Origin of the sequence: Roseomonas sp. 18066 (genome assembly GCF_902706185.1) — a bacterium.
Lineage (GTDB): Bacteria > Pseudomonadota > Alphaproteobacteria > Acetobacterales > Acetobacteraceae > Pseudoroseomonas.
In genome coordinates, this window is the sequence record NZ_CACSJM010000132.1 from 1 (window position 1) to 16,483 (window position 16,483).

The window sequence follows — 16,483 nt, forward strand, 5'->3', positions numbered from 1 at the left end:
CCCCCCGCCTGCTGGCCGCCGGCAGCCTGACGGTGGCGATGGGCGACCTGCTCGCGGCCTTCGCCGCCGCCGGCGGCGGCGCGGTCGAGGCGGTGCACGGCCCCGCCGGCCTGCTGCGGCAGCGCATCGAGCAGGGCGAGGCGGCCGATCTCTTCGCCTCGGCCAGCCTGGAGCATGCCCGCATCCTGGCGCGCGCCGGGCGGTCCGGGCCGCCGGTCATCTTCGCCCGCAACAGCCTCTGCGCCCTGGTCCGCGCCGGCCTCGCGGTCAGCCCCGACAGCCTGCTGCAGCGGATGCTGGAGCCTGCGATCCGCCTGGGCACCTCGACCCCCGGCGCCGATCCCTCCGGCGACTATGCGGGGCAGGTTTTCGCCCGCGCCGGGCGGCTGCAGCCCGGCGCGGGCGACGTGCTGGCGGCCAAGGCGCTGCCGCTGGTCGGCGGCCGCGACAGCGCGCCGGCGCCGCCCGGCCGCCATGCCGTCGGCTGGCAGCTGGCGCAGGGCCATGCCGATATCTTCCTCGGCTACCGGACCTCGGCGGCGGCGGTGCAGCGCGACTGCCCGGGCGTCCAGGTGGTGGCGCTGCCCGCGGCGCTGGCGGTCGGCGCCGACTACGCCCTGGCCCTGCTCTCGGCGCATCCGGCCGCCGCCCGGCTGGCTTTCTTCCTGCTGTCGCCGGAGGGCCAGGCGATCCTGGCCCGGCACGGCTTCGTCACCGTGACCGAGGCGCTCGGCGCCCTATGATGCGCGCCCATCCCAGGAGACCCCGCCCATGAAGCTGTCCGCCCGCAACGTGCTGTCCGGCACCGTCAGCGCCGTCACCAAGGGCCAGACCACGGCGCATGTGAAGATCACCCTGCCCGGCGGGTCGGTGATCACCGCCTCGATCACCAACGAGGCGGTCGACGCGCTGGAGCTGAAGGTCGGCGACGAGGCCTCGGCCATCGTCAAGGCCTCCGACGTCATCATCGGCAAGGCCTGATGCGCCCCGCCCCCGGCCGCCGCGCGCTGCTGGGGGCGCTGACCGCGCTGCCGGTCGCCGCGGCGCGTGCCCAGACGAGCCACGCCCAGACGACCCGCCCGCTGCGCGACGCCGCCGGCCGCGCGGTCACGCTGCCCGCGCTGGTGACCAAGGTGGTCGCCGCCGGCCCGCCCGCCGCCCTGCCGATCTGGAGCATCGCCCCCGACCTGCTGGCCGGCTGGGTCCGCGCCCCGCGCGGGGCGGAGCTCGGCTTCCTGCCGCCCGAGGCCGCCGCCCTGGGCGAGACCGGGCGCCTGACCGGCCGTGCCGGCGACACCGCCAGCGTCGAGGCGGTGGTGGCCAGCGGCGCGCAGATGATCCTCGACTACGGCCTGGTCACCCGGCCCTATGTCGAGCTCGCCGACCGGCTGCAGGCGCAGACCCGGCTGCCGGTGCTGCTGCTGGACGGCACGCTGTCCGGCATTCCCGCCACCTTCCGGCTGCTGGGCGAGATCCTCGGCCGCCAGGCCGCCGCCGCGCCGCGTGCCGAGGCGGCGGAGCGCCTGCTGGAAGAAGCGCGGGACGGCGCCGCCACGCTCGCCGCGCGCGGCCGGCCGCGGGTCTATTACGCCCGCGGGCCGCAGGGGCTGGAGACCGGGCTGCGCGGCTCGATCAACACCGAGATCATCGAGTTCTGCGGCGCCGAGAATGTCGCCGCGGCGCAGCTCGGCAGCGGCGGGCTGGCGCCGGTCTCGGCCGAGCAGGTCGTCGCCTGGGACCCCGACTGGATCGTCACGCCGGAGGCCGGGCTCGCCGCCGCCATGCCCGGCCATCCGGTCTGGGGCAGCCTGCGGGCGGTGAAGGCCGGTCGCGTCGCCCTGGCGCCGGTGCTGCCCTATGGCTGGGTGGACAGCCCGCCCTCGGTCAACCGGCTGCTGGGCCTGGCCTGGCTGCCGGTGCTGCTCGGCCTGCGCCCGCCGGAGAAGCTGGCGCCGCGCATCGCCGACCTGTCCGCGCTGCTCTACCACCGCCGGCCGGATGCGGCGCAGATGGCCGCCCTGCTGCGCGGCGCGCTGCCGTAAGGCCCCTGGCGCGAGCCGCCCAGCGTTCTATACAGACGGATACAACGCCCAGGGATGCTGGCCCATGCTGCACCGCCGTCTGTTGCTCCGCGCCGGGCTGGCGCTGCCCGCCCTGGCCGCCGCCGCCCCGGGCCGCGCCCAGCCGGTGATGCGCGAGGTCACCGACCAGAATGGCCGCACCATCCGCCTCCCGCGGCAGGTCACCCGCATCGTCGTGCTGCAGCACCACAGCATGGATGTGCTGGCCCAGCTTGGCGCCACCGGCCAGGTGGTCGGCGTGCTGCGCGACTGGCGGCAGCAGCTCGGCCCCGGCTTCGCCCGCCTGGCGCCCGGCTATGACAAGCTGCCGACGCCGGGCAGCCTGACCAGCGCCAATGTCGAGGCGCTGCTGGCGCTGGCCCCGGAGCTGGTGATCCTGACGCATTACGCGCCGCCGCAGATGGTGCAGGCGATCGAGGCGGCGGGCATGCCGGTGGCGCAGCTGGCCTTCTTCAGCGGCCCGCCCAGCGAGCGCGGCAAGCTGAACCCGGTGCTGGCCGACGAGAAGACCGCCTATACCGACGGGCTGGTCGAGGCGATCCGGCTGCTCGGCGAGATCACCGGCCGCCAGGCCCGCGCCGGGGAACTGGCCGCCGCGGCGCTGGCCGGCCGCCGCCTGGTGGAATCGCGCGTCGCCACCCTGGCCGAGGCGGCGCGGACGCCGATGTACATGGCCAATCCCGAGCTCGCGACCTATGGCCGCGGCAAGTACACCGGCGTGGTGATGGAGCTGGCCGGCGGGCGCAACGTGGCGCGCGCGCTGCAGGGCTTCGGCAAGGTCACCATGGAGCAGGTGCTGGACTGGAACCCGGCCGTGGTGATCGTGCAGGACCGCTACGCCGCGGTCGCCGCGCAGATCCGCCAGGACCCGGCCTGGGCGCCGATCCGCGCGGTGGCCGAGGGCCGCGTCCTGGTCACCCCGGAATACGTCAAGCCCTGGGGCCATCCGGCGCCGGAAAGCCTGGCGCTGGGCGAGGCCTGGATGGCCCGGGCGCTGCACCCCGCGCTGTTCGCCGATCTCGACCTGGCGGCGCGGGCGCAGGATTTCTACCAGCGCTTCTACGGCGTCGCCTATGACGGCGCCTAGGTCGCGGCCGCTGCTGTGGCTCGGCGCGCTGGCGCTGCTGGCGGTGCTGCTGTCGCTCGGCCTCGGCCGCTTCAGCCTGCCGCCGGCCACCGTGCTGCGCATCCTGCTGGCGCCGCTGCTGCCGATCGAGCCCGACTGGCCGCGCACCGCCGAGATCGCCCTGCTGCAGGTGCGGCTGCCGCGGATCGGCGTCGCCCTGCTGGTCGGCGCCTCGCTGGCGATCGGCGGCGCCACCTACCAGGGCGTCTTCCGCAACCCGCTGGTCAGCCCCTTCGTGCTGGGCGTCTCGGCCGGGGCGGGCTTCGGCGCGGCGCTGGCGATCCTGCTGGACGGGGGGGCGCTGGCGATCCAGGCCTCGGCCTTCGGCTTCGCGGTGCTGGCGACGCTGGCGACGACGGCGCTGGGCCGGGCCTGCCGCGGCAACCGCACCCTGGTGCTGGTGCTGTCCGGCATCATCGTCGCCTCGGTCTTCACCGCGCTGCTCGGCCTGCTGAAATACAGCGCCGATCCGGAGAACAAGCTGCCGGTGATCGAATACTGGCTGCTCGGCTCGCTCTCCGGCGTGCGCGCGCCGGTGTTCTGGGGGCTGCTGGCGCTCAACGCGCCGCTGCTGGCCTTGCTGCTGGCGCTGCGCTGGCGGCTCAACCTGCTGGCCATGGGCGACGAGGCCGCCCGGGCGCTGGGCGTGCGGCTGGGGCTGGAGCGCGCGCTGCAGCTCGGCCTGGCGACCGCGCTGGCGTCGAGCGCCGTCGCCGTCTGCGGGCTGGTCGGCTGGGTCGGGCTGGTGGTGCCGCATCTCGGCCGGCTGCTGGTCGGCGCCGACCATGACCGGCTGCTGCCCGCCACCCTGCTGATCGGCGGCAGTTTTCTTCTGTTGGCCGACACGCTGGCGCGCAGCCTCTCGGCGGCGGAGATCCCGCTCGGCATCGTCACCTCGCTGCTGGGCGCGCCGGTCTTCGCCGCCCTGCTGCTGCGCGGCGAGAAGTCCTGGACATGAGCGTGGCGCCGCTGGAGGCGCGCGGCCTCGGCTTCCGCCATCCCGGCGCGGCGCGGCCGGTCTTCGCCGGGCTGCAGCTGGCGCTGCGCCCGGGGCGGCCGCTGACCATCCTGGGGCCGAACGGCGTCGGCAAGTCGACGCTGCTGCGCTGCCTGGCCGGTCTCGCCAAGCCCGGCGAAGGCGCGGTGCTGCTGGGCGGGACGCCGGTCGCCGCGCTGGACGACGCCGCGCGCGCCCGCCGCTTGGCCTTCATGGCGCAGAGCGAGGCCGAGGCCTTCGCCTTCACCGCCGGCGAGATCGTGCTGACCGGCCGCGCCGCGCATCTCGGCCTGTTCCAGCGCCCGGGCGCCGCCGACCGGGCGCGGGCGGCGGCGGCGCTGCGGCGCCTCGGCATCGCGCATCTGGCGCCACGGCCGATGACGGCGCTGAGCGGCGGCGAGCAGCAGATGGTGCGCCTCGCCCGCGCCCTGGCCCAGGCGGCGCCGGTGCTGCTGCTGGACGAGCCCACCGCGCATCTGGACCTGGCCAACCAGCGCCAGGTGCTGGACGTGGTCCGCGCCCTGGCCGCCGAGGGGCTGGCGGTGGCGATGAGCAGCCACGACCCCAGCCATGCCCTGGCCTGCGGCGGCGAGGTTCTGCTGCTGGGCCGCGACGGCGCCGTCGCCGGCCCGGTCGGGGAGGTCATCCGTCCCGACCTGCTGCGACGCGCCTATGGCCTGCCGATCGAGATCCTGCGCAGCGGCTTCGGCCAGGCGGTGGCGGTGCCGGATTTCGGCGCGCCCGCCGGGCCGCCCCGCGCGCCCATCGGAGGAGACGCCGCATGCACACCGCCTTCGAGCTGAAGCCCGATCTCTTCGACATCGCCATCGATGGCCGTCCGGCGGAATGGCGCGACCTGCTGCCGGGCTGGCACAGCCATGACCGCTTCGGCATCGTGGTGACCGGGCCCCTGGGCGCGCTCGGCGCCAATCTGCTGATCCAGATCGCCATCCTGGCTTACTACGACAGCGATCCTGGGCGCCGCGGCAAGCCGGCGCGCTATCCGGACATCTACCTGTTCCATGTCGGCGGCCGCTTCGGCGATGTCAGCGCCTATGACTTCTGGCCGCCGCGCAAGGAGGTCTTCCTGCCCGATGAGCCGGCGGCGGTGCTGGAGGCGCTGAACGACCACGGCATCAGCCGGCTGGCGGTGCCGGATGGCGCGCCGGCCGTCGCCGACTTCGCCTTCAAGGAGCCGGCCTCGGCGCTGGAGCGCATCGCCAGCGCCTTCGCCTACCACCCCGCCGGGGCGGCGCGCGACGCCGATGTGGTGCTGCGCGGGCGGGACCCGATCCTGCTGCGCTATGCCGAGCGGGTGCTGTACCCCGAGGCCGGGCTGGCCCGCGCCCGCGCCATGCCCACCGCCGACGACCGGGCGCGGATGCGCGACCGGCTGCGCTGGATCGCGCAGATCGGGGCCCGCCGCGACGAGGTCGCTGTCGCCGACAGGGATCGCGCCGCCGCCCGGCTGCGGGCGGCGACCGTCGACGGCCTGCCGGTGGAGCGGCTGCGCCGCATCCCGGTCGCGGCGGCGCTCGACCTGCTGGTGGCGCGGGCGGAATAGCCCGCCAGACCTCGGACCTCGGCCCCTGGCCGGCGCGGTCAGTCCCCGGCGGGCGGCAGCGCGCGCTGCCGCGCCAGTCCCTGCAGCGCGGCCAGGAAGGCGGCGCCGCCGGCCGCGCGCAGCGCCACGAAAGGCTTGCCCTGGCGGCGGCACAGCCGCTTGACCGTCAGCGCCGCGTCATGGCTGACGCAATCGACCGGGAACAGCGCCGCATCGACCCGGCCGAGCAGCCCGGCGAGCTGCGCCTCCGCCTGCTCGACGCCGCCATCATGCAGCAGCAGCGTGGCGCCGGCGGCCTGGGCGGCGCGGCGCAGATGCGCGGCCTGGCCGGGGCGGCCGCCGACATAGAGCAGCGCCATGCCGCCGAGATCGAGCCGCACCGGCCGCGGCGCGCCGCCGGCCTCCTCGGCCGGCGCCAGGCTGGCATCGAGGGCGGCGAGCTCGGCCTGCAGCGTGGCCTCGCGCGTCGCCGCCTCGGCGGCCTCGCGCCGGGCGGCGGCCAGACGCGCCAGCGCCTGGTCCAGCCGCTGCTGCAGCGCGCCGCGCTGGCGCGCCTCGCGCTCGAGGCGGCGGCGCAGCTCCTCGGCCACCGCCCCGGCGGCGGAGGCGGCGGGGGAGGCGGCCTCGGCGCGCTGCAGCAGGTGGCCGCGCAGCTGCTCGATGGTGGCGTCGCGCGCGGTGACGGCCTGGTGCATCGCCGATTGCTGCCGCGCCAGCCGGTCCAGCAGCGCCGCGCGCTCGGCCTCCAGCGCGGCCAGCCGGCGGATATCGGCGCGGTTGGCGGCGCCGACCAGGTGCGACAGCATGTGGACCTGCGCGAAGGCCTCGGCCTGCAGCGCCGCCCCCGCATCGGCATGGGTCAGCAGCGCCCAGTAGGGGCCGGGAATGTCGCCCTCGGCCGCCGCCTGGGCCCAGAGCGCGCGCAGGGCGGCCTCGCTGCGCGCCTTGTCGAAGCGGCGCAGCGCGGCGGCATGCGCGGCGTCCAGCGCCTTGTCCAGCAGCCGGGCGGCCGGGCCCTGCGCCGCGGCCAGGCCGACGGCCAGGCTGTGCAGCGCATGGTCGCTTTCCGCCGCCGCGCCGCGGCCGAGCTTGGCCAGCACCTTGCGCAGCCCCTCGGTGGTCAGGCAGGTGCCGATGACCGAGCAGTGGTAGGGGGCGGCGAGCTCCCACAGCCGGCGCCGCCGATGCGCGAAAAGATAGGCGTCCTGCGGCCGGATCGGCAGCGGCGCGGGCGTCGTCGCGGGCAGCGGCGCGGGCATCATCGCGCTGGCCGTCGCGCGCAGCGGCGGCCTGGGCTGGGCGCGTCCGGGGGGGTGTCCGCAGCATCCGCTTGCCATGCCCATCGTCATATACAGTTGGGAATAACGAGGCAAGCCGCCCCAGGCTTTTGCCGGCCGGGGTGGTGGCCGGCCTGGCGGGGCGGCTATGCTCGACGCCTCGCCGGGGCCGCGCTGGGCCGGCCCTGGCCGTCGGCAAGGGTCCTCTGCGGCATGCTTCCCGAGCATCAGCTCCCTGGGCAACAGCTCCCCGGGCATCGGCTTCCCGGGCACTCGATCCCTTCGGGCCGCGCCCGGCTGGCGGCATGGGCCGATGGCCACGGCTGCCCCGTCGTCTTCCTGCACGCCAATGTCTGCGACAGCCGCATGTGGCAGGCGCCCTGGGCGGCGGTGCAGGCGGTCGGCCGCGCCATCGCCTATGACCGGCGCGGCTTCGGCCACAGCCAGGCGCAGGCCGAGGATTACTCCGGCGTGGCCGATCTGATGGCGGTGATCGCGGCGCTGGCCGGCGACGCGCCCGCCATCCTGGTCGGCTGCTCGCAGGGGGGCAGGATCGCCATCGAGGCGGCGCTGCGCCATCCCGCCGCCATCCGCGGCCTGGTGCTGATCGCGCCCAGCGGTGGCGGCGGCACGGCGGAGCCCGCGCACCCGCCGGCCATCGCCAGCCTGCTGGCGCGGCAGCAGGCGGCCCTGGCGGCGGGCGAGCTGGAGCAGGTGAACGCCATCAAGGCGCGGCTCTGGCTGGATGGCCCGCTGGCGCCGGAGGGGCGGGTGCAGGGGCCGGTGCGGCAGCTGTTCCTGGCGATGAACGGCCTGGCGCTGCGCGCGCCGCCGGTCGGCGCCAACACCGATGCCGGCTTCGGCCTCGAGCGCCTGGGCGAGCTCCGCCTGCCCTGCCTGGTGATGGCCGGCGCGCTCGACTTCCCGCATATCCAGGATCGCTGCCGGCGGATCGCGGCGGCGATCCCGGGCGCCTCCACCGGCCTTCTGGCCGGCGTCGCGCATCTGCCGAGCCTGGAGCGGCCGGCGGTGGTCACGCCGCCGCTGCTCGCCTTCCTGCGCCGCCTGTCCGGTTGCTTGTCCGGCCGCCAGGCCTCGCCGGGGTGACGGCGCTCAGCCGTGGCGCGGCGAGGCCAGGTCGAACAGCCCGGTCCGCTCCAGCGCCAGCGGCCGCAGGTCGGTCACCGGCCGGGCCAGCAGCCCGGCCACCTGCCGGCGCGCCGCCGCCGCCGCGCGCTGCACCGGCCCGGCGCCGGCGGGCAGGGCCGCGGCCGCCAGCGGGCCGGCGCCATCCCAGACCAGCGTCTCGCTCCAGCGTTCCCGCCGCGGCTGGCCGCGCCAGCGGAAGCCGCAGGGGCCGCGCCGGCGCTGGAAGTCGCTGGCCAGGGCCAGGCCGCCCGGCCGGGCCGAGAGGGTGGCGCGCAGCACCGCCTCGCTCTCGCAGGTGCCGGCTTCCTGCAGCGCCAGGTTCTCGATGCCGATGACGCGCAGCTGGCCTTCCCGGTCGATGCCGATCAGCACGCCCAGCCGCTGGGAGATGCCGGTGCCGCCGACGCCATCCATCTCGGCCATCACCACCTGCCGGTCGCCCAGCGGCAGCACCGTCAGCCGGGTGTCGCCGCCGTAGCGCGAGGGCAGCAGCACCAGGCCGGGGGCGGCGCCGCTGCGCTGGACATGGATGCGCACCAGCCGCTCGGGGTCGTCCTGCGGCTGGCTGCGCAGCTGCATCGGCGGCGCATCCGGCAGCAGGCGGGCCATGACCGGGGTTCCGGCCGGCGCCGCCGCCGCCCCCGCCGCCCGGGCCAGGCCGGGCAGCAGCAGCAGGCCGGCCAGCGCCAGCCGGCGCGGGGTCATCACCGCCATCCGGCAGGGGGCCATCACCGCCGCACCGCCGGGGCCGGCAGGCGGCCCTGCTCGGCGCGCGGGATGGTCTCGCCCTCGACGCAGGCGATGCCCAGCGGGCGCCGCGGATCGGCCCGCCAGGTGACGTCGTAGGTGCCGCGCAGCCCGCGCCAGCCGGTGGCGCCGGGCGCGCCGGCGACCATCGGCACGCCGTCCTCGGCATAGGTCTCGCAGACCAGGGCCCAGCCGCCGGCGCGCGGCGACAGGATCCGCACCATGCAGCCGGCGCTGCCGCAATAGGCGAGGAGATTGGCGTAGAGGAACAGCTCGGGCCGGCCGTCGCCATTGAGGTCGGCGCGCAGCATCGCCAGGTCGCGCGCCGGGACGAAGCGCTGGCGCCGGGCATCCCGGGCCAGCGCCGCGTCCTGGCGCAGCAGCCCGTCCCAGGCCTGCCGCGCCGCGCGGTCGGCCGGCACGAAGGCGAGCAGCCGTGCCTCCGCCCGCAGCGGCGCCGCCGGCAGGAGGGCCGCCACCAGCAGCGCCGGGGCCAGGAGGGCAAGCCGGCCGAGCCGGCCCGCGGGCATCACCATGCAGTTCTCTCCCGCCCGTGGCGTGCCATGCGATCGCGCGATCCGGCAAGGCGCCGGACCATGCCGCCGCCGTCCGCCCGGGGACGGGATGCGCCGGCGGCAGGCTGCCGCGGCAGGATTTCACGCGACCTGCGGCCGCGTCAACGCCCGCCGGCAGCGTCGTGCCGGGCGCCGGGGCAGCTGGCGGGGCAGCTGACGTGGCGGCTGGCGGGGCGGGCGAGGCCCAGCCGGTCGCGCAGCGTGGCGCCCTCATAGGCGGTCCGGTACAGGCCGCGGCGCTGCAGCTCGGGCACCACCTGGTCGACCACCGCGGCGAGGCCGGAGGGCGACCAGGCCGGCAGGATGTTGAAGCCGTCCGCCGCCCCCGTCTCGAACCATTCCTGCATCTCGTCGGCGACATCCATCGCCGTGCCGATGACCTGGCGGTGCCCGTTGCCGGCGGCGATCGCCAGGTAGAGCCCGCGGATGCTCAGGCCCTGGCGCTGCGCCATGTCGTACATCGTCTGGCCGCGGCTCTGCCGCCATTCCGGCAGCAGCGGCACCGGCCCGTCGACCGGATAGGCGCTGAGATCGCCCATCGAGAAGGCCAGCTGCGACAGGCCGACCACCGGATCGACCAGCGCCTGCAGCGCCGCATGCCGGTCCTGCGCTTCCTGACGGCTGCTGCCGATGATCGCCATCAGGCCGGGCATGATCCGCAGCGCGTCGGGCGCGCGCCCGTGCTGCGCCATGCGGCCCTTCACCGAGGCGTAGTAGGCGCGCGCCTCGGCGATGTCGGGGGCGGCGACATAGATCACCTCCGCCGTGCGCGCCGCCAGGTCGCGCCCCTGGTCCGAGGCGCCGGCCTGCACGATCACCGGATGGCCCTGCGGCGGGCGCGCCACGTTCAGCGGGCCGCGCACCCGGAAATGCCGGTCGCGATGGTCCAGCACATGCAGCTTCGCCGGGTCGTAGTTGAGGCCGCTGGCTTGGTCGCGCAGGAAGGCGTCGTCGTCCCAGCTGTCCCACAGCCCCTGCACCACCGCGACGAACTCGGCGGCGCGGCCATAGCGCTCGGCCTTGTCCGGCATCCGCTCGGCGCCGAAATTCTGCGCCTCCATGTCGGTATGCGAGGTGACCACGTTCCAGCCGGCCCGCCCGCCGCTGATATGGTCGAGCGAGGCGAATTTCCGCGCCACGTGATAGGGCTCGTTCCAGGTGGTCGAGGCGGTGGCGACCAGGCCGATATGCCGCGTCACCATGGCCAGGGCCGAGAGCAGCGTCAGCGGCTCGAACTGCACGTTGTTGGCCTGGCGCGGCAGCGCGCCGGCCGGCTCGTCATAGCTGCGGACGCCGACGCCATCGGCCAGGAACAGCATGTCGAACAGCCCGCGCTCGGCGAGGCCGGCCATGGCGACATAGTGGCGCAGGTCCATGTTGCCGCCCGGCGGCGTCTCCGGATGGCGCCAGGCCGCCGGGTGGTAGCCGAGGCCCGCCATCGAGACCCCCAGCCTGATCTGCCGCCGCGCTCCATCCGCCATGCCGCCCGCTCCCTGCCTGCCCAGGACCGCAGTCTGCGCCGCGGACCGGCCGCGCCAAACCGCCTGGCCCGGGCCGGAAGCCGGGAAAAAGCGGCTTGCCGGCGCGGGATGGCTATCCTGGCGGCAAAGCCTGTCCAGGAAAGATGCAGCGCGGCCGGGCAGGGCCCGCCCGCCCGGCCGCGCTGCATTCTCCGAAACTTCGGCGACAATCAAACGGGAGGATCAATTACCTGTATTTTTCACCGCCAGGGGGTCACGGTGATGCAGCCCTGGCTGTCCTCCTGCAGCCGCCGTGCCTCGACTTCTGAAGGACCGGCGGATCATCATGAAGCGTCCCCACGACCTGAGCCAGGCTGTCCTGATGCATGACGTCGCGGTGGCGCTCGTCGAAGCGATCGAGGGGCTGATCCTGCAGTCGCGCCTGCCGCTGGGCGCCTCCAGCCGGCTGCTGGACAATGCGCTGCTCGGCCTGCCGCACGAGACCCAGGTGATGATCCGCTTCGAGGCGCATCGCCTCTGGGGCCGGGTCGAGCCGGCCGGCCCCTGACATCCTGCGCGACGATCCGCGCCGACGCCTGTCGCAATTCTTCCAGCCCTGCGCGACAAGGATGCGGAACGCCGGCTCAGCCGCCGATGGCGGGCGGGGCCGGCGGCGGTCCGCGCGCCGGGTCGGGCGATTGCTGCCATTCGCAATTCGCCTCGCGCCAGTCCAGGCAGTTCAGCAGATAGTCGGCGCCGCCCAGCCAGGCGCAGAGCGGCTCGTTGGCGAAGGAGATCTCGCCGACCACCTGCTGGTCGAGACGCAGCTTGTCGCAGAAGGCGAGGACGGCGGAGGCCACGATGCCGTCGCGGCAGCCCTCCTGGTCGTCGCCGGGATGCTGCAGCGTCGCGATGCAGCTGAGCGCCGCCGCCGGCAGGCCCCAGATGATCGTCTCGCGGATCGGCGCGTCGGGCTTGCGGCCGCGGAAACGGGCCTGGCGCTCGGCGCTGGTCAGCGCCATGCCAGGCTCCGCGGGTAGGCTCGTCCGGCACGCCAAGGACAGGGCTGCACAGCCTGGTCTCCTCATGGGGGGCCGCGCCCAGGGGGGGCGCGGCGATGGTCAACGCCATCGCCAGCCGGAAGTTTTTTGCGCTGTCTTAAAATATGAGAAAAAATCGCCGATCACGGAGGCCGGTCAATAATGACCGGTGCCGGCAGCCTGGGCGGCCTCCGGCCCGGGATGGCCTCCGGGGATGAACCCCGGATGACCGCGGGACGGTCCGGATGGCGGGGGCCGGTGCTACCGGCCGGGCGTTCGCGGCGGCCGGGCCAGGTGGCGCGTCCAGGCCGCGGCCCTGGAAATGGCCCCGACGCTTTGCGTCGCGGCGGCCGTCACGCGCGGGGGCCTTCGGCCGCCTGGTCGTGCTCGGATTTCCACATCAGCAGGAGGCCCAGCATCCCGGCCATGAAGGCCGCCGTCACCGGCAGGCGCAGCAGCACGAGCAGCAGGCTGATCCCGGCGATGGCGGCGGCGCAGATCCAGGTGCGTGCCGCCAGCAAGGCCCAGAGCGGATTGAAGAGAGCCCAGACGGGAGCCATGAAGCCAAACATCGGCGCGGCCTCCAGGCAGCGGCATTGCTGCTGCTGCCATAAGGCGCGCACCGCCGGGCAATTACTGCAAAATTCGTGCGGGCCCGGCGTCAGGCCGCGTCGAGCATCGCCGCCCGCGCCGCCAGCCGGTCGCGGAGGGCCGCCGGCAGCTGGCGCGGCGACCTGACCCGGGGCGCCGCCAGCTCGCCGGTCGCGGCCGCCGCCTCGCCATACAGCGCGACATAGTCGGCGTGGTTGTCGAAGCGGCTGCGCGCGGCATTGTCGACGAAGGTCTCGGCCGCCGCGCCCTCGGCCAGCACCAGCGCATGGCCGGCGAGCTCGATGTGGAAATAGGTGAAGCGCTCGGGCGGCCGGGCCAGCTGGCGGATGCTGCTGCCATTGACCAGCGCGCCGGCCTGCACCAGCACGCCGTCCAGCAGCAGCGCATGGGCCGGCGACAGGTAAAGGTCGCGCCGCGGCAGCGCCTCGCCCAGCGCGCCGGCGCCGATGCGGATGGGGAAGCTGCCGGCGCGGTCGGCGAAGCGGCTGGCGACGGTCCGCTGGCCCAGCCAGCGCACCGGCAGGGCGCGGCCCTCGGCGTCGAGCACGGCATCGCCGATGGCCAGGCTCTCGACCGGGCGCTCGCCGGCGGGGGTGGCGATCAGCGTGCCTTCGAGGAAGCACAGCACGTAGGAATCGCCGTCGTCCGGCGCCACCGTCCCGTTGCCATAGGCGGTGTCGCTGAACCAGTAGTCGCCGAGCGGGAAGGAATTCGAGCCGGAGACCAGCGTGGCGACGAAGCCGTCGCCGCTGGCATGCTTGAACTCGAAGACGAAGCTGGAGCCCGAGCGCTCCATCGTCACCTCGTCGCCGGGCGACAGGGTGGCATCGACGCTCTCGGCGACGATGCTGGTGGCCGAGCCGACGACGACGCCGGCGCCGTCGAGCTGGTAGAGCGAGAGGAAGCTGTGGGTGGCCATGTTCTTCGCCTGGCTTCTGTAAATTTCACCTCCAGCGTAACGATGAAAACCCGCCGCGCAAGGCCGGGCGCCCCGCTGCGGCAAATGTGATGGCGGCCGGCCAGGGTCGCGGCGGCGGCGGGCGCCGCCGCGGCCCGGGCGGTCAGGCCCGGCTTTTCGCCTTGGCGCGGGGCGCCGGGGTGGCGGCCTCGTCCGCGGCTTCCCCCGCCGGCTCGGCGTCGGAGAAGGGCAGGGCGTCGGCCAGCTTGCTCAGCAGCGCGTCGGTGCGCTTCTCCTCCTCCAGCGTCTCGCCCAGCAGCCGCGCGGCCTCGGCCATGCCGAGCTTGCCGGCCCAGCTCTTCAGCAGGCCATAGCGGGCGATCTCGTAATGCTCGACCGCCTGGGCGCAGCCGACCAGCACATGGTCGGCCGCCTCGCTGCCGCCGAACTCCTCGAGGTCCTCCTCCATCTCCGCGGTGATCCCCTGCATCGCCTCGCAGGTCTTGGCCCGGGCCGGCTTGCCGAGCAGCTCGAACACCTGGACCAGGCGCTCGACATGGTTGGCGCTTTCCTCGGCATGGGTGGCGAAGGCCTGCTTCAGCTCGGGGGCCTCCGCCGCCTTGGCCGCCTTCTTCAGCGCCCGGACCGATTGCTTCTCGGCGTAGTAGACGTCCTTGAGGGTCTCGTGGAACGCGTCGCGCAGGGTCTTCTCGGCCATGATCAGGGTTCTCTCCCGCCGCGGCCTGGATGGCGGCGACAGCAGCAGAACGCCGCAGCGGCGTATTCGGCGCGCCCGCCGCCGGCCCGGAATTCCAGCCGGGGAAAATAATTTATCCGACTTTCTCTGGCTTCATCGTGGCCGGTCAGGAATTTACCTGGATATTGAAAGAAATAATGCGCATCCTCTCGCGGAGAGCCAAAAATTCAATCCGCGGAGTTGGGCCGGACATCTGGAATATTATTTTGCATCGCTGCAACCGGTTATTTGACGGGCGGTTGTATGATTTGTGTCGACGGGCATGTCCAAGGTCAAGTCATGGATATGGTCTGGCGGCGCATCAACATGCCAGCTCTCATCTCACCCGGATGATCGAGCACGGCCTCAGGAATACCGCCGATGCAAAACCATCCTCTCGACGCGCCCCCTCAGGGCCTCGCCACCGCGGTCGTGCCTGAAGGGGCGCCGTCGCTGCGCGCGCGCATCTCCTGGGGGGCGGTGATCGGCGGTGCCGTCGTCGCCCTGGCCATCGGCCTGATGCTGCATGCCCTCGGCGCCGGCATCGGCGCCACCACGGTCGATGCGGTGCAGGGCGGCACGCCCTCGGCGCGCAGCCTGGGCTTCGGCGCCGCCATCTGGATGGCGGTGTCCAACCTGATCGCCCTGGCCGCCGGCGGCTATGCCGCGGCCCGGCTGTCGGGCACCGCCGACAACACCGACGGCACGCTGCATGGCCTGGCGGTCTGGGCCACCGCTTTCCTCATCTCGGCGGTGCTGCTGGGCAACCTGGTCACCGGCATCGCCTCGACCGTCACCAGCGGCGCGGCCAGCATGATCGGCGGCGCGGCGCAGGGCGTCGGCTCGCTGACCGCGGCGGCCGGGCAGCAGGTCGCCAACCGCACCGATGCCGGCGGGCTGCAGGCCATGACCCAGCAGGTGACGCAGCGCATGCAGGCCGCGCTGGAGGGCGACAACGCCGCCCCCGCCGCGATGACCGCCGACCAGCGCAAGGCGGAGATGGGCCAGCTGGCCGCGCGCCGGCTGAGCGACGGCCCGTTGTCGCAGCTTGATCGCGAGCGCCTCAACCAGCTGGTCGCCGCCGAATACGGCATCTCGCCGCAGGACGCGCAGCAGCGCGTGCAGCGCGCCGAGCAGCAGGCGACCGAGGCGCTGCAGCGCGCCGAGGCCACCGCGCGCCGCGCGGCCGATGCCACGGCGAAGGGCGCGGCGACGGCCGGCTACGCGGTGTTCGCCATCATGCTGCTGGGGGCCATCGCCGCCGTGCTCGGCGCGCGCAAGGGCACCCGCGACCTGCTGGGCCTGCGGACCACGCGGCTTGGCTGACATCCCGCGGGCGGCCGGCCCGGCCGCCGGGGCTGTCGAGCAGGTTATCGCGCTGGCGGAGGAACGGCTGATCCTGCGCAAGCGGCAGGTCGAGGGCGACGGGATCCGCGTCGCCCTGCGGACCGAGACGGTCGAGGAGCTGCTGCGCGAGACGCTGCGCGGCCACAGCGTGTCGGTCGAGCATGTCGCCATCGGCCGGGAAGTGCCGGCGATGCCGGAGATCCGCCGCGAGGGCGACGTGCTGATCGTCCCCGTGGTCGAGGAGATCCTGGTCGTCGAGAAGCGCCTCCTGCTGAAGGAGGAGATCCGGCTTCGCTTCGCCACCATCGAGACAGCCTTCGAGAGCCGGGCGTCACGCCGCCGGCAGCGCGCCCTGGTGCAGCGCTGGCCGGCGGCGGGCGATGCCGGCCCCCCGCCACCGGCGCCGCCCGGGGCCGCGCCGGCCCAGACATTCGCGGCGCCGCCGATGGCCGCTGCCGCCCACAGGAACACCGCCATGACCCGCACGATCACCGCCATGTTCAAGGACCGCCTGACCGCCGATGCCGCGGTGGAGCAACTGGTGCAGCAGCTGGGCATCGACCCGGACGCCGTCTCGGTCCATGCCCGGGGCGACAGCCTGTCGGGCACGGCCGATCCGGAGACGGCCCCCTTGGCGGCCCCCGGGGCGGCCGAGGCCGATGGCAGCTTCTGGCATTCGCTGAAGCAGCTGTTCATGCCCGAGGATGACCGCCAGGCCTATTCGGAAGGCATCCGCCGCGGCGGCATCCTGGTCTCGGCCGAGGTGCCGGACGACGCCGCCGAGGCGGCGATGACCATCCTCGAGGAGCATGACGCGCTCGACATGGAGGAGGAGGAGGCGGCCTGGCGCAGCAGCGGCTGGCCGGGTCCCGCC

20 protein-coding genes are annotated in these 16,483 nt (G+C 74.6%); 12 read left to right on the forward strand and 8 right to left on the reverse strand.

Annotated elements, in window-relative coordinates:
- The 7 genes from GVN67_RS22340 to GVN67_RS22370 form a co-directional block, all read left to right on the forward strand.
- Nucleotides 1-743: molybdate ABC transporter substrate-binding protein (locus GVN67_RS22340; protein WP_159999545.1), on the forward strand; the 743-nt coding region annotated here is incomplete at its 5' end.
- Nucleotides 744-771: 28 nt separating this feature from the next.
- On the forward strand, nt 772-981 hold the full coding sequence (locus GVN67_RS22345; RefSeq protein WP_159999546.1) for a molybdopterin-binding protein: 210 nt from the start codon (nt 772-774) through the stop codon (nt 979-981).
- On the forward strand, nt 981-2,042 hold the full coding sequence (locus GVN67_RS22350; protein ID WP_159999547.1) for an ABC transporter substrate-binding protein: 1,062 nt from the start codon (nt 981-983) through the stop codon (nt 2,040-2,042). Before GVN67_RS22345 ends, GVN67_RS22350 begins: the two co-directional genes overlap by 1 nt.
- Nucleotides 2,043-2,106: 64 nt before the next feature.
- Nucleotides 2,107-3,168, forward strand: a complete 1,062-nt coding sequence (locus GVN67_RS22355; RefSeq protein ID WP_159999548.1) for an ABC transporter substrate-binding protein — start codon at nt 2,107-2,109, stop codon at nt 3,166-3,168.
- Nucleotides 3,155-4,165 (forward strand): iron ABC transporter permease, encoded by a 1,011-nt coding sequence (locus GVN67_RS22360; protein WP_159999549.1) that lies wholly within the window; start codon nt 3,155-3,157, stop codon nt 4,163-4,165. The genes GVN67_RS22355 and GVN67_RS22360 overlap by 14 nt, the downstream gene beginning before the upstream one ends.
- The gene (locus GVN67_RS22365; RefSeq protein WP_200845356.1) at nt 4,162-5,007 is read left to right on the forward strand and encodes an ABC transporter ATP-binding protein; all 846 of its coding nucleotides are present in this window, start codon (nt 4,162-4,164) and stop codon (nt 5,005-5,007) included. The genes GVN67_RS22360 and GVN67_RS22365 overlap by 4 nt, the downstream gene beginning before the upstream one ends.
- The gene (locus GVN67_RS22370; RefSeq protein WP_159999550.1) at nt 4,986-5,768 is read left to right on the forward strand and encodes a hypothetical protein; all 783 of its coding nucleotides are present in this window, start codon (nt 4,986-4,988) and stop codon (nt 5,766-5,768) included. Before GVN67_RS22365 ends, GVN67_RS22370 begins: the two co-directional genes overlap by 22 nt.
- A 38-nt stretch (nt 5,769-5,806) precedes the next feature.
- On the opposite strand, the gene GVN67_RS30150 is transcribed toward GVN67_RS22370, so the two are convergent.
- A complete protein-coding gene (locus GVN67_RS30150) occupies nt 5,807-7,027 on the reverse strand; it encodes a DUF2325 domain-containing protein (RefSeq protein WP_159999551.1) in 1,221 nt (406 codons plus the stop codon).
- Between the two features lie 231 nt (nt 7,028-7,258).
- Here GVN67_RS30150 and GVN67_RS22380 point away from each other — a divergent pair, with 231 nt between their 5' ends.
- Nucleotides 7,259-8,152 (forward strand): alpha/beta fold hydrolase, encoded by an 894-nt coding sequence (locus tag GVN67_RS22380; RefSeq protein ID WP_159999552.1) that lies wholly within the window; start codon nt 7,259-7,261, stop codon nt 8,150-8,152.
- A 6-nt stretch (nt 8,153-8,158) separates the two neighbouring features.
- On the opposite strand, the gene GVN67_RS22385 is transcribed toward GVN67_RS22380, so the two are convergent.
- The 3 genes from GVN67_RS22385 to GVN67_RS22395 form a co-directional block, all read right to left on the reverse strand.
- On the reverse strand, nt 8,159-8,899 hold the full coding sequence (locus GVN67_RS22385) for a hypothetical protein (RefSeq protein WP_159999553.1): 741 nt from the start codon (nt 8,897-8,899) through the stop codon (nt 8,159-8,161).
- A 23-nt stretch (nt 8,900-8,922) separates the two neighbouring features.
- On the reverse strand, nt 8,923-9,477 hold the full coding sequence (locus GVN67_RS22390; RefSeq protein WP_159999554.1) for a hypothetical protein: 555 nt from the start codon (nt 9,475-9,477) through the stop codon (nt 8,923-8,925).
- Nucleotides 9,478-9,617: 140 nt separating this feature from the next.
- Nucleotides 9,618-10,997: an LLM class flavin-dependent oxidoreductase gene (locus tag GVN67_RS22395; RefSeq protein ID WP_159999555.1), complete on the reverse strand. Its 1,380-nt coding sequence runs from the start codon at nt 10,995-10,997 to the stop codon at nt 9,618-9,620.
- A 325-nt stretch (nt 10,998-11,322) separates the two neighbouring features.
- Here GVN67_RS22395 and GVN67_RS22400 point away from each other — a divergent pair, with 325 nt between their 5' ends.
- Nucleotides 11,323-11,544, forward strand: coding sequence for a hypothetical protein (locus GVN67_RS22400; protein ID WP_159999556.1), 222 nt, complete (start codon nt 11,323-11,325; stop codon nt 11,542-11,544).
- A 76-nt stretch (nt 11,545-11,620) separates the two neighbouring features.
- Here the strand turns inward: GVN67_RS22400 and GVN67_RS22405 are convergent, their stop codons facing one another.
- From GVN67_RS22405 to GVN67_RS22420, 4 genes are all read right to left on the reverse strand, one after another.
- A complete protein-coding gene (locus GVN67_RS22405) occupies nt 11,621-11,998 on the reverse strand; it encodes a hypothetical protein (protein WP_159999557.1) in 378 nt (125 codons plus the stop codon).
- A 371-nt stretch (nt 11,999-12,369) separates the two neighbouring features.
- Nucleotides 12,370-12,588: a hypothetical protein gene (locus tag GVN67_RS22410; RefSeq protein ID WP_159999558.1), complete on the reverse strand. Its 219-nt coding sequence runs from the start codon at nt 12,586-12,588 to the stop codon at nt 12,370-12,372.
- Nucleotides 12,589-12,677: 89 nt separating this feature from the next.
- Nucleotides 12,678-13,547, reverse strand: a complete 870-nt coding sequence (locus GVN67_RS22415; RefSeq protein WP_159999559.1) for a Hint domain-containing protein — start codon at nt 13,545-13,547, stop codon at nt 12,678-12,680.
- Nucleotides 13,548-13,689: 142 nt separating this feature from the next.
- Nucleotides 13,690-14,244: a ferritin-like domain-containing protein gene (locus tag GVN67_RS22420; protein WP_200845358.1), complete on the reverse strand. Its 555-nt coding sequence runs from the start codon at nt 14,242-14,244 to the stop codon at nt 13,690-13,692.
- Here GVN67_RS22420 and GVN67_RS22425 point away from each other — a divergent pair.
- From GVN67_RS22425 to GVN67_RS29800, 3 genes are all read left to right on the forward strand, one after another.
- On the forward strand, nt 14,243-14,515 hold the full coding sequence (locus tag GVN67_RS22425; protein ID WP_159999560.1) for a hypothetical protein: 273 nt from the start codon (nt 14,243-14,245) through the stop codon (nt 14,513-14,515). The genes GVN67_RS22420 and GVN67_RS22425 overlap by 2 nt on opposite strands.
- A 128-nt stretch (nt 14,516-14,643) precedes the next feature.
- A complete protein-coding gene (locus tag GVN67_RS22430) occupies nt 14,644-15,588 on the forward strand; it encodes a hypothetical protein (protein WP_159999561.1) in 945 nt (314 codons plus the stop codon).
- On the forward strand, nt 15,581-16,483 hold a 903-nt coding region (locus tag GVN67_RS29800), incomplete at its 3' end, for a YsnF/AvaK domain-containing protein (protein ID WP_200845359.1). The genes GVN67_RS22430 and GVN67_RS29800, both read left to right, overlap by 8 nt.

Excerpts from the sequence above, each read along its gene's own strand:
- GVN67_RS22390 (WP_159999554.1), bottom strand. The coding sequence starts at position 9,477 with ATGGTGATGCCCGCGGGCCGGCTCGGCCGGCTTGCCCTCCTGGCCCCG.
- GVN67_RS22350 (WP_159999547.1), top strand. The coding sequence starts at position 981 with ATGCGCCCCGCCCCCGGCCGCCGCGCGCTGCTGGGGGCGCTGACCGCG.
- GVN67_RS22385 (WP_159999553.1), bottom strand. The coding sequence starts at position 8,899 with ATGACCCCGCGCCGGCTGGCGCTGGCCGGCCTGCTGCTGCTGCCCGGC.
- GVN67_RS22425 (WP_159999560.1), top strand. The coding sequence starts at position 14,243 with ATGATCAGGGTTCTCTCCCGCCGCGGCCTGGATGGCGGCGACAGCAGC.
- GVN67_RS22430 (WP_159999561.1), top strand. The coding sequence starts at position 14,644 with ATGCAAAACCATCCTCTCGACGCGCCCCCTCAGGGCCTCGCCACCGCG.
- GVN67_RS22380 (WP_159999552.1), top strand. The coding sequence starts at position 7,259 with ATGCTTCCCGAGCATCAGCTCCCTGGGCAACAGCTCCCCGGGCATCGG.
- GVN67_RS30150 (WP_159999551.1), bottom strand. The coding sequence starts at position 7,027 with ATGCCCGCGCCGCTGCCCGCGACGACGCCCGCGCCGCTGCCGATCCGG.
- GVN67_RS22400 (WP_159999556.1), top strand. The coding sequence starts at position 11,323 with ATGAAGCGTCCCCACGACCTGAGCCAGGCTGTCCTGATGCATGACGTC.
- GVN67_RS22415 (WP_159999559.1), bottom strand. The coding sequence starts at position 13,547 with ATGGCCACCCACAGCTTCCTCTCGCTCTACCAGCTCGACGGCGCCGGC.
- GVN67_RS22360 (WP_159999549.1), top strand. The coding sequence starts at position 3,155 with ATGACGGCGCCTAGGTCGCGGCCGCTGCTGTGGCTCGGCGCGCTGGCG.
- GVN67_RS22355 (WP_159999548.1), top strand. The coding sequence starts at position 2,107 with ATGCTGCACCGCCGTCTGTTGCTCCGCGCCGGGCTGGCGCTGCCCGCC.
- GVN67_RS22345 (WP_159999546.1), top strand. The coding sequence starts at position 772 with ATGAAGCTGTCCGCCCGCAACGTGCTGTCCGGCACCGTCAGCGCCGTC.
- GVN67_RS22370 (WP_159999550.1), top strand. The coding sequence starts at position 4,986 with ATGCACACCGCCTTCGAGCTGAAGCCCGATCTCTTCGACATCGCCATC.
- GVN67_RS22365 (WP_200845356.1), top strand. The coding sequence starts at position 4,162 with ATGAGCGTGGCGCCGCTGGAGGCGCGCGGCCTCGGCTTCCGCCATCCC.
- GVN67_RS22395 (WP_159999555.1), bottom strand. The coding sequence starts at position 10,997 with ATGGCGGATGGAGCGCGGCGGCAGATCAGGCTGGGGGTCTCGATGGCG.
- GVN67_RS22405 (WP_159999557.1), bottom strand. The coding sequence starts at position 11,998 with ATGGCGCTGACCAGCGCCGAGCGCCAGGCCCGTTTCCGCGGCCGCAAG.
- GVN67_RS22420 (WP_200845358.1), bottom strand. The coding sequence starts at position 14,244 with ATGGCCGAGAAGACCCTGCGCGACGCGTTCCACGAGACCCTCAAGGAC.
- GVN67_RS22410 (WP_159999558.1), bottom strand. The coding sequence starts at position 12,588 with ATGTTTGGCTTCATGGCTCCCGTCTGGGCTCTCTTCAATCCGCTCTGG.